Source organism: Streptomyces sp. NPDC079141, assembly GCF_040686775.1.
Lineage (GTDB): Bacteria > Actinomycetota > Actinomycetes > Streptomycetales > Streptomycetaceae > Streptomyces.
On the sequence record NZ_JBFBLP010000019.1, the window covers coordinates 148581 to 167863 of the forward strand.

Sequence of the window (19283 nt, forward strand, 5' to 3'; positions counted from 1 at the left end):
GAGTGTCCGCCACCGTTACCGCCACCGTTACCGACATCTGCCGGCGCGCCCGTGCCGCGTCCACGGTCATCCGTGAGCTGACCACCGAGGTCAAGGACCAGGTGCTGCGCGAGATGGCCGACGCGATCGACGCGGCGGCCGAGGCGCTGAAGGAGGCCAACGCCCTTGACGTGGCGGCGGCCCGCGCCGCGGGGACCTCGGCCACGCTGGTCGACCGGCTCACGCTGACCGACAAGCGCATCGCGGGAATGACCGGGGCGATCCGCACCATCATCGACCTGCCCGACCCGGTCGGACAGGTCGAGGGCGGCCGTACCCGTCCCAACGGGCTGCGCATCGAGCATGTGCGGGAGCCGCTCGGGGTCGTCGCGGTGATCTACGAGGCCCGTCCCAACGTCACCGCCGACGTGGCGGCACTGTGCCTGAAGTCCGGCAACGCGGCCGTGCTGCGCGGCTCCTCGATCGCGCAGCACACCAACGCGGCCATCGCCGACGTACTGGCCGAGGTGCTGCGGGCGCGGCAGGACGTGCCCGACGACGCCGTGCAGCTGATCCGGGACACCTCGCGCGAGGCCGCGATGGAGCTGCTGCACGCGGACGGCCTGGTCGACCTGCTGGTGCCGCGCGGCGGCCCGAGCCTGATCCAGACCGTCAAGGACAACGCCACGGTGCCGACCGTGATCGACGGCGACGGCAACTGCCACGTCTACGTCGACGCCAGCGCCGACCTCGCGCGCGCCACGGACATCGTGGTGAACGGCAAGACCTCGCGCCCCAGCGTGTGCAACGCGGTGGAGACCCTGCTCGTCCACCGGGACCTGTCCGCCGACTGGCTGCCCAAGGTGCTGGACACCCTCCAGGGGCTCGGCGTGAGCATCCGCGGCGACGAGCGCGTCCGCGAAGTGTGGCCGGCCGCCGCCGAGGCGCAGGACAGCGACTGGGAGACCGAGTACCTGGACCTGATCCTGGCCGTGAAGGTGGTCGACGATCTCGACGAGGCCGTCCGGCACATCGACCGCTACGGCACCCGCAACGCCGAGGGAATCGTGGCCCAGGACTACGACGTGGCCCGCCGCTTCGCCCTGGCGGTCGACTCGGGCAGCGTCTTCGTCAACACCTCCACGCGCTACTCCGACGGCGGCGAGTTCGGCTACGGCGTCGAGATCGGCGTCTCCACGCAGAAACTGCACGCCCGCGGCCCGATGGGGCTCGAATCCCTGACCTGCGTCAAGAACGTGGTCTGGGGCAGTGGGCAGATCCGTGTCATATGAACGCCGGGTGCAGGCCATGACCGCACCCCCGGTACCCGCGAAAGGCGAAGCCGCAATGCCCCCGCTGCACCACGCGAGCCTGTTGGACTCCGTCCAGGAAGCCTCGTCGATCAAGCTCAACAACCGGATCTACGAGATGCAGGCCGCCGGGGTCGACGTCGTCACGCTCTCCCTCGGGGAGGCCTTCTTCGACCTGCCCGTGCCGTCCTTCGAAGGGCTGCCCGCGTCCCGGCTGCACCACTACTCGCACTCGCGGGGTCTGCCGCTGCTGCGGGAGAAGCTCGCCAAGTACCACGCGTCCGCCTCGGGCGTGCCGGTCGACCCCGACCACGAGATCCTGGTGACGGCCGGCTCCAAGGCCGCGATCTTCATGGTGCTCACGGCGCTGCTGGAGCCGGGCGACGAGGTGATCATCCCGGAGCCGCTGTGGGTGAGCTACCCCGACCAGGTGCGGCTGGCCCGCGGAGTGCCGGTGATGACCCCGTGGTACGACACCGTGGAGGACCTGGCCTCCTATGTCACCCCCCGCACCCGTGCCATCGTCGTCAACAACCCGCACAATCCCAGTGGCCGCAGGCTCGGCGCCGAGGAGCTGCGGACGCTGCACGAACTGGCCGAGCGGCACGGGCTGTTCCTGATCGCCGACGAGGCGTACCACGAATTCGTGCCGGAGGGCGTGGAATTCGTCTCGGCCCTCGCGCTCGACCCGGACAAACGGCACACCATCGTCTGCAATTCCATGTCGAAGAACTACGGGATATCCGGCTGGCGCATCGGCTATGTGATGGCCAACCGGCAGCTGACGGATCAGCTCATCAAATTGCAGCAGCATCTGGTGACCTGTGCGCCGACGATTCTCAGTTACTACCTGGCCGAGCACTTCGAGAACATCCTGGAGAACACACGGCCGCAGATCCAGCGGGTCGTGTCACTGCGCAACCGGATGGCGGGGATGCTCGCGGAGCGCGGCGTGGAATGCCTTCCCGGCGATGCCACGTTCTATCTGTTCGCCTCGCTCGGCGCCTCCCGGCTGGACTCCGAGGAGTTCGCCGCGACCCTGCTCGACCGGCACCGGGTGGCGGTGGTCCCGGGGATCGGATACGGCGCCTCCTGCGACCGGTTCGTCCGGATCTCGGTCGGCACCGAGAGCGAGGAGCGCCTGGTCCGCGGAGTGTCGGCGGTGGCTTCGCTCGTCGAGGAGACGCGGTGAGCGAGACCGTCGCGTTCATCGGCTGCGGGCGTATCGCCCGGGCCGTGGTGGGCGGTCTTGTCGCGGCGGGAGGCGCCCCGGAGTCGATCCGGGGCGTCTCCCGTACCGGGGCCGGGGCCCGGGCGCTGAGCGAGGAGTTCGGCATCCGGGCCGTGGCGTCGGTGCCGGAGGCGGTGGCCGGTGCGGACGTCGTCGTCCTCGCCGTCCATCCGCACGAGACTCCGGCCGCGCTGCGCTCCCTTGCGCAGGCGCCGGCCGGCGGCACGGCGGTGCTGGTGTCGTTGGTGGCCTCCTGCCGCACGGAGGCGGTGACCGCGGCGCTGCCGGGGACCGCGGTGGTGCGTGCGGTGCCGAACGTCGCGGTGGCCGCGCGCCGCGGGGTGACCGTCCTGTCGTCCGGCCCGGGCTGTCCGCCCGAGGCGCTCGACACCGCCCGGGCGCTCTTCGCGCCGCTGGGCGAGGTGCTGACGGTGCCGGAGGACCTGATGGAGACGGTCAGTGCGCTGTCCGGGGCGGGCCCGGCCCTGATCGCCCACTTCGCGCAGGCGCTGGCCCGGGCGGGCATCGGGCAGGGGCTGAGCGCGGACACCGCCGCCGTGCTGGCCGCGCACGCCGTCCGGGGCACGGGTGCGCTGCTGACGGCGCCCGGGGCCACCCCGGATGCCGTCATGGAGCAGGTCGCCTCCCCGGGCGGGATGACCGAGGCCGCGCTGCGCACGCTGGACGAGCGGGCCGTGCCGCAGAGTGTGCGGGAGGCGCTCGACGCGGCGGTCCGGCTGTCGCTGGGCCGGCTGCTGACGGGTGCCGAGGGCGTTTCGGCGCGCCTCTGATCGCACTGCACGAAAGCCGCCGGGGTGGCCGCGTCCTGTGACGCGACCACCCCGGCCTTCGTGTGTCGGCGGCTCAGCGCACCGCCGGCTCCAGGATCCCGACCCCGCCGGCCAGCGCGGGGTCGTTGCTCTCCTCCAGAATGCGGTTGCGCTCGTCCACGAAGACCACGCGCGGCTTCAGCTCACGGGCCTGCGCGTCGGCCACGACGCCGTACCCGATGATGATGACGAGGTCGCCCTCATGGACGAGCCGCGCCGCCGCGCCGTTGATCTTGACCGTGCCCGAGCCCCGTTCGCCCTCGATGACGTAGGTCTCCAGGCGTGAGCCGTTGTTGATGTCGACAATGTGGACCAGCTCGCCCGGCAGGAGGTCGGCGGCCTCCATCAGGTCCGGGTCCAGGGTGAGCGACCCCACGTAGTTCAGGTCGGCCTGGGTGACCGTGGCTCGGTGGATCTTCGACTTCAGCATCGTCCTGAACACTGCGTGCCCGCCCCTCAGCTCGCGGCGCCCGCGGCGTCCATCGCCGCGATCAGGCTGGCCGGCCGCATGTCGGTCCAGTTCTCGTTGATGTAGTCCACGCAGGTCTGCCGGTCGGTCTCCGGCACGACGACGTTCCACCCGGCCGGCACCTCGACGAAGGACGGCCACAGCGAGTACTGGCCCTCGTCGTTCACCAGGACCACGTACTTGCCGTCGGCGTCCTCGAACGGGTTGCTCATCGTTTCATACCCCCTGTATCGGTGCGGAGTTCGTCCGCAGCTCGTTCAACTTCTCAGCAACAATCCGCCCTATCCGGGCGGTGGGTGCCGGCTCGGTCAGCATTTCCTCATGCTCGGCATCCACATCGTAGTTTTCCAACCGCCCTTCCGTATAGGGATTCCAGGCAGTGACGTCACGGCGATTCCTTCTTTCCTCGGAAACCCGGGTCGCTGTGAAAAAGAGCACATCACCACGGAAGACGTCCGGCTCATGACGGGGCATCATCCGCACATTGTTCACGTACACGTTCTTGACCGCGACGACTTCGTCCGCACTCAGCTCGGCGAGCGCCCGGTTCTCGCGCCGCAGGAATTCCCGGTAGCGCTCCAGCGGGAAGTTGTCGTCGGTCAGCTCGCTCGTGTCGAACTCGAAGCCGACGGCCCGCAGGCTGTTGCCGACGATCTCCGCCTCGGAGCGCTCGGGGGCGTCCTGGCCGCGCAGGCTCGACGGGTAGGCGTCCACCAGGCACAGCAGCTCCACCTCGGCGCCCAGCGCCTGCAGATGGGTGGCGACGGCCTGGGCGACGGGCCCGCCGAAGGACCAGCCCATGATGCGGTAGGGCCCCTCGGGCCGCACGGAGCGGATCAGTTCGGCGTACTGGGCCGCCATCTCGCTCGTCCCGGCGGGCAGCACCGCGTCGCGGTCCCTGATCCCCCGCGCCTGCAGCGCGTACACCGGGGTGTCCGGGCCGAGGTGGGCGAGCAGTCCGGCATAGCACCAGCCGAGGCCGGCGGCCGGGTGGACGCAGAACAGCGGGGCGTCGGTGCCGCTCTCGCGCAGCGGGAGCAGTTCGGCGAACGGGTCGTGGCTGGTGCCCCGGTCGATCTCCTCGGCGAGGCGCGCGACGGTCGGCGCCTCGAACAGGCTGCGTATGGACAGCTCGACGCCGAGGACGGTCCGGATCCGGCCGAGCAGCCTGGCGACCAGCAGGGAGTGCCCGCCGAGGGAGAAGAAGTCGTCGTCGACGCCCACTTCGGGCACCTTGAGGACCTCGGCGAACAGGGCGCACAGCACCTCCTCGCGGGGCCCGTTCGGGCCGCGGCCGGACTGCGCCGCGTAGTCCGGGACGGGCAGGGCACGCCGGTCGAGCTTGCCGTTCGGGGTGAGCGGCAGCGCGTCCACGGCCATGAAGACGGCCGGGATCATGTAGTCCGGCAGCCGCTCGCCGAGGTGGGTGCGGAGTTCGGCGGTGCCGGGCAGCTCCCCGGCCGCCACCGCGTACGCCACCAGACGCCGGTCGCCCGGCCGGTCCTCGCGCAGTACGACCGCTGCCTGGGCGACGGCCGGGTGCGCGGTGAGCGCCGCCTCCACCTCGCCGGGCTCGATGCGGAAGCCGCGCAGCTTGATCTGCTGGTCGGCGCGGCCCAGGAACTCCAGCTGCCCGTCGGCGCGCGTGCGCACCCGGTCACCGGTGCGGTACATACGCTCGCCCGGCTCGAAGGGGCAGGCCACGAAGCGTTCCGCGGTCAGCCCCGGGCGGCCGAGATAGCCGCGGGCAAGGCCGGCGCCGGACGCGTAGAGCTCGCCGACCACGCCCGGGGGCACCGGGCGCAGCCGGTCGTCGAGGACGTACAGGCCGGTGTTGTCGATCGCCGTGCCGATCGGGGCGGTGGCGGGCCAGTCGGCCGGGTCGGCGGGCAGGGTGGCGCCGGTCGCCGCGTGCGTCTCGCTGGGGCCGTAGTGGTTGTGCAGCAGCACTCCCGGTCGCCGGCCGAAGAACTCCCGCACGGTCGGGGTGAGGTTGAGCGCCTCGCCGGCCTGGGCGACGTCGGTCAGGCGGGGCAGGTCGGCGCCGAGTTCCGCGGCGGCCTCGGCGAGCGCCTCCACGACCAGGTTGGGCGCGTGCAGCTGCTCGACCTCGTGCTCCTCCAGCCAGCGCACCAGGCGCCGCGGATCGCGCCGGATGTCCTCCGGGCAGGGCACGAGACGCTTTCCGCCGAGCAGCGCGGAGAGGATCTCGTGCACCGACACGTCGAAGCTGATCGCCGCGAACTGGGCGACGGCCGCGCCCGGCCGGCGCGGGGGCATGGCCTCCTGGTGCCAGGAGATCAGGTTGTCCATGGCCCGGGCCGGCATCAGGACGCCCTTGGGGCGGCCCGTCGAGCCCGAGGTGTAGATCGCGTACACCGGGCGGTCCGGGGACAGCGGTCCGGTGTGCGGCGCCGTCGTGGGCGCGGCGGCCAGGTCCCGGACCGTTCCGGGCGCGTCGAGGACCAGCAGGGGGCCCGCCTCGCCGGGCAGCCGCCCGGCGACCTCGGCCGTCGTCACCACGAGCACCGGCCGCGCGTCCTCGGTCATGTGCGCGAGGCGCTCCGCCGGGTACTCCGGGTCGAGTGGCAGATAGCCGGCGCCGGTCTTGAGTACGGCGAGCAGCGCGACGACGAGGTCCGCCGAGCGGCGCAGGGCCAGGCCCACCAGACGCTCGGGGCCGGAGCCTTCGCGGACCAGCAGCGCGGCGAGCCGGTTGGCCGCCCGGTCGAGCTGTTCGTACGTCAGGACGGTGTCCCCGTCCTGCACGGCCACGGCCCGCGGGGTGCGGCGCGCCTGCTCCTCGAACCGCTCCGCGAGGGACGCCGTGGGCAGTTCCCGCGTGGTGGGGCGGGTGAGCAGTCGCGCGCGCTCCTCGGGGGCCAGGATCTCGGCCCGGCCGATCGGCTGTTCGGGCGCCTCGGCCAGCACGCGCAGCACGCGTACGAAGCGTTCGGCGAGCGCCTCGGCCGTGGCGGCGTCGAACAGGTCGGCGCTGTACTCCACGATGCCGTTGAGGCCGCCGGGGGCGCCCTTGCCGTCGTGCACGTCACCGAAGGCGAAGAGCAGGTCGAACCGGGAGACGGCGGAGCCGACGGCCTGGCCGGTCACCTTCAGCCCGGGCAGCTGCTCGATGGCCTCGTGGGCGGCCTGCTGGTCGGTGTTGTTGAACGCCAGCATCACCTGGAACAGGGGGTGGCGGGCCATCGACCTGACGGGGTTGAGCAGTTCCACCAGGCGCTCGAACGGCACGTCCTGGTGGGCGTAGGCGGCCAGGGAGTTCTCGCGGACCCGGCGCACCAGCTCCTCGAAGGTCGGGTCGCCGGAGGTGTCGGTGCGCAGGACGAGGGTGTTGACGAAGAAGCCGACCAGGTCTTCCAGGGCGTCGTCGGTGCGTCCGGCGATCGGGGTGCCGATCGGGATGTCCTCGCCCGCGCCCACCCGGGACAGGGTCACGGCCAGCGCGGCCTGCACGACCATGAAGACGGTCGCCCGGTTCTTGCGGGCCAGTTCGACCACGGCGGCATGCAGGTCGGCCGGCACCTGGACGGCGATCCTGGCGCCGGTCTGGCTGGACACCGCGGGCCGGGGCCGGTCGGCGGGCAGGTCGAGCTCCTCGGGCAGCCCGGCGAGGGCCTCCTTCCAGTGGGTGAGCTGGCGGGAGATGAGGCTGTCGGGGTCGTCCTCGGAGCCGAGCGTCTCGCGCTGCCACAGCGTGTAGTCGGCGTACTGGACGGCCAGTTCGCGCCACTGCGGGGTCTTGCCGGCGCAGCGGGCGGCGTAGGCGAGGGCGAGGTCCCGGCCGAGCGGGCGCCTGGACCAGGCGTCGCTGGCGATGTGGTGCACCAGCAGGAGCAGCACATGGTCCTCGGGGCCGAGCTCGAACAGGGTGGCGCGTACGGGCAGTTCGTGTGCCAGGTCGAAGCCGTGCCGGGCCGCGGCGCGCAGTGCGTCCGGCAGCCCGTCCTCGTCGGTGGCGACGGTGACGAACGGCACCTGGGCGTCGGCCGGTTCGCGCACGCTCTGGTAGGCGCCCTCCGCGTCCTCAGCGAACACGGTCCGCAGCGACTCGTGGCGGGCCACGACGTCGTCGAGGGCCTGCCGCAGCGCGTCCCGGTCCAAGGGCCCGTGGAAGCGGCGCGAGACCGGGATGTTGTAGGTGGGGCTGGGGCCTTCCATGCGGTGCAGGAACCACAGCCGTGACTGGGCGTACGACAGCGGCAGGCGCTCCGGCCGCCGTGCCGGGCGGGTGACCGCGCGGCGGCCGCCGCTGCCGGTGTCCAGGGCCTCCGCAACGCCCGCCACGGTCGGCGTGTCGAACAGCTGACGCACCGACAGCTCGACGTCGAGCGTGGAGCGGATGCGGCTGACGAGACGCGTGGCGAGCAGCGAGTGGCCGCCGAGGTCGAAGAAGTTGTCGTCGATGCCGATGACCGGCCGGCGCAGCACCTCGGCGAAGAGGGAGCAGAGGATCTCCTCGCGCGGCGAGCGCGGCGCACGCCCCCCGGGGCCCGCCTCGTACTCGGGCGCGGGCAGGGCCCGGCGGTCCAGCTTGCCGTTCGGCGTCAGCGGCAGCGCGTCGAGGACGATCACCGAGTCCGGCACCATGTACTCGGGCAGCGCGGCCGCGGCGTGCTCGCGGACGGCGGCCGGCGCGGGCACGACACCGTGCTCGGGGACGACGTAGGCGACGAGCCGCCGGTCGCCGGGCACGTCCTCGCGCACCACTACGGCCGTGCGCGCCACGTCCGGGTGGCCGGAGACCACGGACTCGATCTCCCCGAGCTCGATCCGGTAGCCGCGGATCTTGACCTGTCCGTCGACCCGGCCGACGAACTCCAGCTCGCCGGACTCGTTCCAGCGGGCCAGGTCGCCGGTGCGGTACATGCGCTCGCCGGGCGCGCCGTAGGGGCAGGCCACGAAGCGCTCCGCGGTCAGGTCCTGCCGCCCGAGGTAGCCGCGGGCGAGTCCGGTGCCGGCGATGTACACCTCGCCCGCCGTGCCGGGCGGCACCGGCTGGAGTCCGGTGTCGAGGACATGGATCCGGGTGTTCCAGAAGGGGCGGCCCACGGCGATGGCACCGGCGGGCACCTTCGTGCCGGGCGCGATGGGGTTCTCGACGCTGTTCACGGTGGCTTCCGTGGCGCCGTAGACGTTGAACACGGTCGCGTCCGGGTGCCGCGCCCGCCAGCGGTCCAGGGCCTCGCCCACCAGCAGTTCGCCGCCGAGCATCAGCGTCCGGGTCGGCGAGACCTCGTCCGGCAGTGCGTCGAGGAGCGCCAGCACGCTGGGGGTGCCCTTGAGGAAGGTGGCCCGCGGGCCGCCGGCGGCGTCCTCAGTGAGTTCCGCGATGTGCACCCGGCCGCCGCTCACCAGCGGCGTGTACAGCCCGGTCACCGTCAGGTCGAAGGAGATCGGCGAGTGCAGCAGGGTGGTGCCGGCGGCCGTCGGGTAGGCCTCCCTGGCCCGCACCAGATAGGCGCCCAGCGAGCGGTGCTCGATGACGACGCCCTTGGGGCGGCCCGTCGAGCCCGAGGTGAACACGACGTACGCGGGGTTGGCGAGGGCCGGCGGCAGCACGCGGTCGGCGTCGCCGAGGTCCGTGCCGGAGTACGGCGTGAGATCGACGTCGTCCAGGACGATCCGGGGTGCGGGGTGCTCCGGCAGCGCCGGGGCCAGCTCCCGCGTGGTGACCAGCAGCGCCGGGTCGGCGCTGTCCAGCATGTAGGCGATACGGTCCGCCGGATAGTCGGGATCCAGCGGCAGGTATGCCGCGCCCGTCTTGAGTACGGCCAGCAGGCCGACCGCGGCCTGGACGGTGCGCGGCAGCGCCAGGGCCACGAACCGCTCGGGCGCCGCGCCCCGGGCGACCAGCAGCCTCGCCAGCCGGTTCGCGCGCGCGTTCAGCTCGGCGTAGGTCAGGGTCTCCGCGCCGCTCACCACCGCCTCGGCGTCGGGGGTGCGGGCCACCTGCTCCTGGAAGAGGGTGACGACGTCGGTCTCGCGGACCTCGCGGCCGGTGTCGTTCCACTCCTGAAGGACCCGGTGGCGCTCGGTGGCCGAGAGCACGTCGAGCGTGCCGACGGGGCGCCGCGGCTCGTCCAGGACCGCGGTCAGCACCCGGTGCAGCCGCTCGCTGACGGCCGTGGCCGCCTCTTCGGTGAACACGTCGGGACGGAAGTCGACGCGGAACCGCAGCCCGCGGCCCGGCTTGACGATCAGGCCCAGCGGATAGTGCATGCCGTCCTGGGTCTCCACGCCGGTCACCCGCACGCCGTGCCGCGGCGCCGCCGGACCCGTCTGCGTGGCGCTCGCCGGGTCGAGCGGATAGTTCTCGAAGACCAGCGCCGAGTCGAACAGCTCGCCCACACCGGCCAGTTCCTGGATCCGGGTCAGGCCCAGGTACTGGTGGTCCAGCAGCCGGGCCTGCTCCGCCTGGAGCCGGGCCAGCAGCTCGGCGAGCGGCTCCGCCGGGTCCAGCCTCAGGCGCAGCGGCAGGGTGTTGATGAAGAGGCCGACCATGTTCTCGACGCCGTCCAGCTCCGGCGGCCGGCCGGAGACCGTCACGCCGAACACGACGTCGGTGCGGCCCACCACCTTGGCCAGCACGATCGCCCAGGCCGCCTGCGCCACCGTGTTGAGGGTCACGCCGAGTTCGCGGGCGCGCTCGGTCAGCCGTGCCGTCTCCTGCGGGGTGAGCGTGAGGTCGATCTGCCCGGGGACCACGGGCACCCGCCCGGAGGCGGCGGGCGCCACCCGGAACGGCTCCTCAAGACCGGCGAGCGCCTCCTGCCAGGCGCGCTCGCCCTCCTCACGGTCACGTCCGGCGAGCCAGCCCAGATAGTCGCGGAACGGGCGGACGCGCGGCAGCTGTGAGGTGTCGCCGCCGTTCAGGTACAGCGCCAGCAGCTCGCGCAGCAGCACCGGCCGCGACCAGCCGTCCCACAGCACATGGTGGTTGGTCAGCACGAAGCGGTGCCGGTCCGGCCCGTACCGCAGCAGGGTGAACCGTACGAGCGGGGGCTCGGACAGGTCGAAGCGGCGGGCGCGGTCCTCGTCGAGCACCCGGCGCGCCTCGCGTTCCCGCTCCTCCTGCCCCAGCGCGCTCAGATCCACTTCGTGCCACGCCAGGGGTACGTCCCGCAGGACGATCTGGACCGGCCGGCTGAGCCCCTCGTGGCGCAGCGCCGTGCGCAGGTTGGCGTGCCGGGCCAGCAGCGCCCCGGCCGCGGTCCGCAACGCCTTGGCGTCCAGCGCCCCTTCGAGGTCCAGGACCATCTGGACCGTGTAGATGTCCAGCGCCTTCTCGTCGAAGACGTTGTGAAACAGCAGCCCCTCCTGCAACGGAGACAGCGGCAGTATGTCCTCCAACGCGGACCGCTTCATTCCGACGTCCTCCACTCGGCTTCGAGCCGATCGATGTCGCTCTGGTTCAACATGGCCAGCGGTACGTCGGACGGGGTGAACCCGCCCGCCGTGTCCTCGGCCGCGTGGTCGACGAGCGCACGCAGCGCCCGGAACCACTCCTGGGCAAGCTCCTGCACCTCTTGCTCGGTGAGCAGCCCCTGGGCCCAGGTCCAGGAGGCGAGGAGCTCGGGACCGTCCTCGCCGTCACGCGTGATGGCGTTCAGCTCGACGGCGTGCGTCAGCGGCATTCCCGCGTCCCGGCCGCCGCCGATGCCGGCGGTGCCGGGCGCCGTCGCCCAGTCGGCCGCCTGCTGCTCCTGGGAGGCGAACCTGCCCAGGTAGTTGAACTTGATCTGGGGACGCGCCATCGGGGCGAGGATCGCCGCCGTCTTGGGGTTGAGCCGGCGCAGCAGCCCGTGCCCGAGCCCCTTGCCCGGCACCGTCCGCAGCTGCTCCTTGACCTGCTTCAGCGCCGCGCCCTCGTCGGCCGCCCGGGCCGTGTCGAGCCGGACGGGGTAGGTGCTGGTGAACCAGCCGACGGTACGGGTGAGATCGGCACCCGGCATCGCCTCCTCCGCACGGCCGTGGGCCTCCAGCTCCACCAGCACCCCGTGCTCCGCCGCCCTGGCCCGCCAGGCGCGGACCGCCAGCGCGAAGGCGGTGAGCAGCACGTCGTTGATCTCGGCGTGGAACGCCGCCTGCACCGTCGTGAGCAGGGGCTCGGTCACCTCCGAGGGCAGCTCCTGGGTCAGGTGACCGGTCGTGCCGGCGGTGTCGCGCGCCGGATCCAGCGCCCGCCCGCCCAGCGGCGCGTCCACGTGCTGGAGCACCCGCGTCCAATGGCTCAACTCGGCCGTGGTCTCGGGCTCGTGGGCCAGCTCGTGCAGATGCCGTGCCCAGCGGCGCAGCGAGGTGCCCACCGGTTCGAGCGCCGCTTCCCGGCCCGCCGACACATCCCGCCAGGCCTGCGCCAGGTCCGGGACGAGGATCCGGATGGACACCCCGTCGACCACCAAGTGGTGCAGCACGAGCAGCAGTTGACCGGACAGCTCACGCCCGCGGTCGAACCAGACCGCCTGCACCATGACCCCGTCCTGCGGGGACAGGCGCGTACGGGCCCGTGGCCCGCGCTCGGCCATCAGGGCGCGCAGCGCCCCGTCGTCGAGCCCCGAAGCGTCGATCCGCTCGACACAGTCCTCGGCGCTCACCGAACCGGGCGCGGTCACCTCAAGCGACCACTCGTCGCTCCCGTCCGGCACGGTGAGCCGCGACCGCAGGGCGTCGTGGTGGTCAAGTACCGCCTGCAGCGCCTTCGTCAGGCTCTCGCGGGTCAGCTCGGCGGGGACCTGTACGACGGTGGACTGGTTGAACTCCGCGAACGGACCGCCGCGCGACGCCAGTTCCTTCATGATCGGCGTCAGCGGGACCTCGCCCACCCCGTCGTCCGGTGCCGCCGGGGCGGCCCCGTCGGCGTCCTGGGCGACCTCGGCGAGGCGCGCCACCGTCCTGCACTCGAAGACGTCCCGGGGAGAGAACCGCAGTCCGGCCCGGCGTGCCGCGCTCACCAACTGGATCGACATGATGCTGTCGCCGCCCAGGTCGAAGAAGCTGTCGTCGACACCGACCTCGGGCACACGCAGGACCTCTGCGTAGAGCCCGCACAGCACCTGCTCCTTCACCGAGACCGGCTCCCGGGATCCGGCGCCCTCGCTGTACTCGGGGTCGGGCAGGGCGCGGCGGTCGAGCTTGCCGTGGGAGGTCAGCGGCAGTGCGTCCAGGACGACGATCGCGGCCGGGACCATGTACTCCGGCAGGGATTCGGCCAGCGACTTGCGCAGCAACTGCGTGTCTGCGGCGGGGGCTTCGTCCTGCGGGACGACGTAACCCAGCAGCCGTCCCTCACGGACGATGACGGCTGCCTGCGCGATGTGCGGGTGGGCTGCGAGGGCGGACTGGATCTCGCCCAGCTCGATGCGGTAACCGCGCACCTTGACCTGGTCATCGGCACGGCCGACGTACTCCAGCTGACCGTCACGGTTCCAGCGGGCGATGTCACCGGTCCGGTACATGCGCGAGCCGGCCGGGCCGTAGGGGTCGGCGACGAACCGCTCCGCCGTCAGGGCCGGGCGGTCCAGGTAGCCGCGGGCCAGGACCACGCCCGCGACGTACAGCTCACCTGGGGTGCCGACGGGTACCGGCTGCAACGCCGCATCCAGGACGTAGGTGCGGGTGTTGGCGAACGGACGGCCGATCGGCACCGCACCCGATGGTGTCTCCGTCCCCGGTTCGAGGCGGAACTCGGCGCAGTTGACCGTCGCCTCGGTCGGGCCGTAGGCGTTGATCACCTGGACCTGCGGGTGCGCCTCCCGCCAGCCCGCCAGGGCTTCACCGCGCAGGGCTTCACCGCCGATGACGAGCGTGCCCGACGGCGACGCCGCCTTGGGCAGCGCTTCCAGCAGGCCCAGGTGCGAGGGGGTGACCTTCATGAAGGTCACGTCCGACACGGACTCGTCGAGATCCCCGACGACGATCCGGCCGCCACTGACGAGCGGGGACCACAGTGCGGTCACCGTCAGGTCGAACGCGAACGACGAGTGCACCAGCGACACCCCGGCCGCCTGCGGATACACCTCCCGCGCCCGCACCAAGTACGCACCCACCGAGGCGTGTTCGACGACCACACCCTTCGGACGCCCCGTCGACCCCGACGTATAGATCACATACGCCGGCCACGACAGCTCCACCGCAGGCAGGTTCTCCGCCGACAGATCGTCGAAGTCGGCCTGCTCCAGCCACTGCTCGTCGATGACCAGCGCCGGGTCGGCGTCCTCCAGGATGTAGTCGATCCGCTCCTGCGGATACCCGGGATCGACAGGGACGTAGGCCGCCCCGGCCTTCACGACGGCCAGCAGCACAGCCACCAGCTCCGCAGACGGCGGCAACACCACCGCCACCCGCCGCTCCGGACCAGCACCCCGCTCCACCAGCAACCGCGCCAGCCGATTCGCCCGCGCATTCACCTCGGCATAGGTCAACTCCCCGACCGCAACCGCATCAGGAGTCCGCTCCACCTGCGCCTCAAACAACTGCGGCAACGCCGACACCGAAACACTGCGGGCCGTATCGATCCACTCCCCCAACACCAAGCCCCGCTCAGCATCGGAGAGCACATCCACACCACCGACCCGCACCCCCGGATCAGCAACCACAGCCTCCAGCACCCGAACCAACCGCTCGGCCAACAGCTCAGCAGTCACCGCGTCGAACAGATCCGAGCTGAATTCGAGGACACCGGCGATGCCGTCGGGACGCGCGTCCTGGGCGTGTTGTTCGACCATGCGGAAGAGGAGGTCGAACTTGGCCGCGCCCGTCGGGAGCGGCTGCTGTCGGACGGTGAGGCCGGAGAGGCTCCGGGCCGCTTCGGCCGCGCCCTGCTGGTCGAGGTTGTTCCAGGTGAGCATGGTCTGGAACAGCGGGTGGCGGGACATCGACCGCTCGGGGTTGAGGACCTCCACCAGCCGCTCGAACGGCACGTCCTGATGCGCGTAGGCCGCCAGGTCGAACTCCTTGACCCGGCCGACCAGTTCACGGAAGGACGGGTTGCCCGACAGGTCGGCGCGCAGCACCAGCGTGTTGACGAAGAACCCGACGAGGTCCTCCACCGCGTCGTCGGTGCGGCCCGCGATCGGCGTGCCGATCGGGATGTCCGTGCCCGCGCCCAGCCGCGACAGCAGCGTCGCGAGCGCCGACTGCACGACCATGAACACGCTCGCGCCGCTCTCCCGCGCCAGCGCCACCAGCCGCTCGTGCACCTCCTGAGGTACGGAGAAGGCAACCCGGCCGCCGCGCTGCGAGGCGATGTCGGCGCGGGGGCGGTCGGCGGGCAGGGCGAGTTCCTCCGGGAGCTCGGCCAGGGCCTCGCGCCAGAAGGAGACCTGCTGTGCGAGGACGCTGTCCGGGTCGTCCTCGGAGCCGAGCACCTCGCGCTGCCACAGCGTGAAGTCCGCGTACTGCACGGGCAGTTCGGACCAGCCGGGAGCGGCGCCCGCGCTGCGGGCCGCGTACGCGCCGGTGAGGTCGCGGGCCAGCGGGCCCGCGGACCAGCCGTCGCCCGCGATGTGGTGCACCAGCACCAGCAGCACGTGCCGCTCCGGTCCCAGTTCGAACAGCCAGGTCCGCAGCGGGAGTTCGGCGGCGAGGTCGAAGGCGTAGCGGGCCGTCGAGGTCAGCGCCTCGGTGAGGCCGTCCTCGTCCGTGTGGACGGTGTGCAGTTCGGGGCGGGCCGCCTCGGGCGGCAGAACGACCTGGTGGGCGCCCTGGCCGTCCTCGGCGAAGACGGTGCGCAGGGACTCGTGGCGGACCACGAGGTCGTGCAGCGCCGCGGTCAGCGCCGCCCGGTCGAGCGCGCCGTCGAGGCGCAGCGCCGTCGGCATGTTGTAGGTGGGGCTGGGGCCTTCCAGACGGTTCAGGAACCACAGCCGCTGCTGGGCGTAGGAGAGCGGGATCCGGGCCGGACGCTCCGCCCTGGTCAGCGGTCGGCGGGCGGAGCCGGACGCGGTGTCCAGGACGGCGCCGAGCCGTGCCACGGTCGGGCGTTCGAAGAGCTGCCGCACGGACAGTTCCACGTCGAGCGTGGAGCGGATGCGGCTCACCAGGCGGGTGGCGAGCAGGGAGTGGCCGCCCAGGTCGAAGAAGCCGTCGTCGATGCCGACCCGTTCCACGCCCAGCACCTCGGCGAACAGACCGCACAGGATCTCCTCGCGCGGCGAACGCGGCGACCGGCCCGTGGGCTGTGCCGTGCTGTCGGGGGCGGGCAGGGCACGGCGGTCCAGCTTGCCGTTCGGGGTCAGCGGCAGCGCGTCCAGCGTCACGAGCGCCGACGGCACCATGTACTCCGGCAGTTGGCGCGCCGCGTGCTCGCGCAGCTCCGCCGGGTCGGCGGTGCCGGTCACGTAGGCGACCAGCCGGCGGTCCCCCGGAGTGTCCTCGCGGACGAGGACCGCGGCGCGCGTCACGGACTCGTGCGCGAGCAGGACGGCCTCGATCTCGCCGGGCTCGATGCGGTAACCGCGCACCTTGACCTGGTGGTCGACGCGGCCGAGGTACTCCAGCTCGCCGTCGGCCGACCAGCGCACCAGGTCGCCGGTGCGGTACATGCGGGTGCCCGGGGTGCCGTAGGGGTCGGCGACGAAGCGTTCCGCCGTCAGGGCCGGGCGGTCCAGGTAGCCGCGGGCCAGGCCCGCGCCGGCGATGTACAGCTCACCGGCCACTCCGGCGGGCACCGGGCGCAGGGCCGCGTCCAGCACGTACACCAGGGTGTTGGCGATCGGCCGGCCGATCGAGCCCCGGCGTGCGCTGTCGGTGTCGACCGCTCCGGCGGTGGACCAGATGGTGGTCTCCGTCGGACCGTAGACGTTGGTCACCGAGTGCGCGTGCCGGACGAGGGACGCGGCGAGGTCGGCGGGCAGCGCCTCGCCGCCGACGAGCACCCTGATGCCCGACAGTGCGCCGGCGTGCTCGTCCACGATCGCGTGCCACAGGCTGGGCGTCGCCTGCACGACCGAGATCCCGGCCCCGTCGATCAGCTCGGCGAGGGCCCGCGGATCGCGCACGGTGTCCCGGTCGGCGAGCACCACGGCGGCGCCGGCCAGCAGGGGTACGTACAGTTCGAGCGCCGCGATGTCGAAGCCGACGGTCGTCACGGCGAGCAGCCGTTCGTCCGGCGTCAGCGCACACCGCTCCCCCATGTCCTGGAGGAAGTTGGCGAGCGCCGCGTGTCCGACGACAACGCCCTTGGGCCGTCCCGTGGAACCCGAGGTGTAGATCACGTACGCGGCGGACGCGAGCGGTACCGGCGGCAGGTCGGCCGCGTCGAGGCCGCCGAGGTCCGCGGCGGCGAGCCACTCCTCGTCGACCACGAGCACGGGACGCGCGTCCTCGATCATGTAGCTGATGCGCTCGTCCGGGAAGTCGGGGTCGAGCGGCACATAGGCGGCACCGGACTTCAGCACGGCGAGCAGGACCGTCACCAGGTCGGCCGAGCGCGGCAGCCTGACGGCGACCCGCCGCTCGGGACAGGCGCCGTGCCGTACGAGCAGCCGTGCGAGCCGGTTGGCCCGCGCGTTGAGCTCCCCGTACGTCAGCTTCCGGTCGCCGCATACGACGGCGGCGGCCTCGGGAGCACGGGCAGCGCGCGCCTCGAACAGCTGCGGCAGCGCCAGGGCGGGCACGGGGCGTGCGGTGTCGTTCCACCGCTGGAGCACCGTGGTGCGCTCGGCCTCCGCCATGATGTCGGCCCGGCTCACGGGGAGGTCCGGGTCGGCCACGACGGCTTCCAGGACACGGACGAACCGCTCCGCGATCCGGGCGGCCGAGTCGCGGTCGTGGAGGTCGGTGCTGAACCCGAGCGCCCCGTGCAGCCCGCCGCCGTCGCCGGTGCGCTCCTGAAGGGCGAAGGACAGATCGAACTTGGCGACCCCGGTCCCGACGGAGTGTCCCGTCACGGTGAGGCCGGGCAGCTGCTGTCCGGCGGTGGCGTCGGCACCCAGGAGGGTGGCGTCGTTCCAGGTGAGCATGGTCTGGAACAGGGGGTGGCGGGACATCGACCGCTCGGGGTTGAGGACCTCCACCAGCCGCTCGAACGGCACATCCTGATGCGCGTAGGCCGCCAGGTCGAACTCCTTGACCCGACCGATGAGTTCACGGAAGGACGGCTCGCCGGTGAGGTCGGTGCGCAGTACCAGCGTGTTCACGAAGAACCCGACGAGGTCCTCCACGGCGCCGTCGGTGCGACCCGCGATCGGCGTGCCGATCGGGATGTCCGTGCCCGCGCCCAGCCGCGACAGCAGCGTCGCGAGCGCCGACTGCACCACCATGAACACGCTCGCGCCGCTCTCCCGCGCCAGCGACACCAGCCGCTCGTGCACCTGGGCGGGCACCTCGAACTCCACGAAGTCGCCGCGGTACGAGGGGGTGGCGGGCCGGGTGCGGTCGCGGGGCAGGTCCAGCTCCTCCGGCAGGCCGGTGAGCGCCTCGCGCCAGAACTCCACCTGCCCGGTGAGCGCGCTGTCGGGGTCCTCCTCCGAGCCCAGCACCTCGCGCTGCCACAGCGCGAAGTCCGCGTACTGCACCGGCAGTTCCGTCCACACGGGAGCGACGCCCGCGCAGCGAGCCGCGTAGGCCGCGGTCAGGTCGCGCGAGAGCGGGCCCATCGACCAGCCGTCACCGGCGATGTGATGCACCGTCAGCAGCAGTACGTGCTCCTGCTCCGCAAGCTCGAAGAGCCGTGCCCGGAAGGGGAGTTCCCGCTCCAGGTCGAAGGTGTGCCGGGCCGCGGCACGCAGCCCGGCGTCCAGCTGGGAGGCGTCCGCGACAGACACGACGTCCAGTCCGGGCCGGCCCTGGTCCACGGGCAGCACCCGCTGGTACGGCCCGTCGGCGTCCTCACCGAAGACGGTGCGCAGCGGCTCGTGCCGGGCCACCACGTCGGCCAGCGCCGCTTCGAGCGCGGTGCGGTCCAGGTCACCGGTCAGCCGCAGCGCGGCGGGGATGTTGTACGTGGCGCTGGGCCCCTCGAAGCGGTCCAGGAACCAGAGCCTGCGCTGGGCGAACGACAGCGGCACCCGCTCGGGGCGCTCAACCGCCCGCGTCAGGCGGGCACGTGCGCCGCGCCCGGGCTCGTTCCCGCTTTCGTTCTCGTCGAGCGCCGCGGCGAGTCCGGCGACGGTCGGTGTCTCGAAGAGACGGCGGACCGGCAGCTCGACGCCGAGGGTGGCGCGGATGCGGTTCGCCAGACGGGTGGCCAGCAGGGAGTGCCCGCCCAGGTCGAAGAAGCCGTCGTCGATACCGACCCGCTCCACGCCCAGCACCTCGGCGAACAGACCACACAGGATCTCCTCGCGCGGCGAACGCGGGCCGCGATACCCGGCCGTCGAGAGCATGTTGTAGGCCGGGGCGGGCAGCGCCTTGCGGTCCAGCTTGCCGTTCGGGGTAATGGGCAGCGACTCCAGCGCGACGAACGCCGCGGGCACCATGTGCGCGGCCAGCTGCTCGGCGGC

The 19283-nt window shown here is 72.5% G+C and carries 7 protein-coding genes; 3 read left to right on the forward strand and 4 right to left on the reverse strand.

The features are described from left to right. The first annotated feature begins 2 nt into the window (after positions 1–2). From AB0Q90_RS35920 to AB0Q90_RS35930, 3 genes are read left to right on the forward strand one after another with little or no spacing between them, the layout of a single operon-like run. Positions 3–1271 (forward strand): glutamate-5-semialdehyde dehydrogenase, encoded by a 1269-nt coding sequence (locus AB0Q90_RS35920; RefSeq protein WP_363163050.1) that lies wholly within the window; start codon positions 3–5, stop codon positions 1269–1271. A gap of 55 nt (positions 1272–1326) precedes the next feature. Beyond that, complete coding sequence (locus AB0Q90_RS35925) at positions 1327–2481, forward strand: aminotransferase class I/II-fold pyridoxal phosphate-dependent enzyme (RefSeq protein WP_363163049.1); 1155 nt, start codon at positions 1327–1329, stop codon at positions 2479–2481. Next, the gene (locus tag AB0Q90_RS35930) at positions 2478–3311 is read left to right on the forward strand and encodes a pyrroline-5-carboxylate reductase (RefSeq protein WP_363163048.1); all 834 of its coding nucleotides are present in this window, start codon (positions 2478–2480) and stop codon (positions 3309–3311) included. The genes AB0Q90_RS35925 and AB0Q90_RS35930 overlap by 4 nt, the downstream gene beginning before the upstream one ends. A 73-nt stretch (positions 3312–3384) precedes the next feature. On the opposite strand, the gene panD is transcribed toward AB0Q90_RS35930, so the two are convergent. Genes panD through AB0Q90_RS35950 form a run of 4 tightly spaced genes read right to left on the reverse strand, consistent with a single transcriptional unit; the run spans position 3385 to position 19259 of the window. Next, entirely contained in the window at positions 3385–3792 is a 408-nt protein-coding gene (panD, locus tag AB0Q90_RS35935; protein ID WP_363163047.1) for an aspartate 1-decarboxylase, read from the reverse strand. 14 nt (positions 3793–3806) lie between these two features. Further along, a complete protein-coding gene (locus AB0Q90_RS35940; RefSeq protein WP_363163046.1) occupies positions 3807–4031 on the reverse strand; it encodes an MbtH family protein in 225 nt (74 codons plus the stop codon). A 4-nt stretch (positions 4032–4035) separates the two neighbouring features. Continuing rightward, positions 4036–11205 (reverse strand): amino acid adenylation domain-containing protein, encoded by a 7170-nt coding sequence (locus tag AB0Q90_RS35945; RefSeq protein WP_363163045.1) that lies wholly within the window; start codon positions 11203–11205, stop codon positions 4036–4038. After that, positions 11202–19259 (reverse strand): amino acid adenylation domain-containing protein, encoded by an 8058-nt coding sequence (locus AB0Q90_RS35950; RefSeq protein ID WP_363163044.1) that lies wholly within the window; start codon positions 19257–19259, stop codon positions 11202–11204. Before AB0Q90_RS35950 ends, AB0Q90_RS35945 begins: the two co-directional genes overlap by 4 nt. Between the last annotated feature and the right edge of the window lie 24 nt (positions 19260–19283).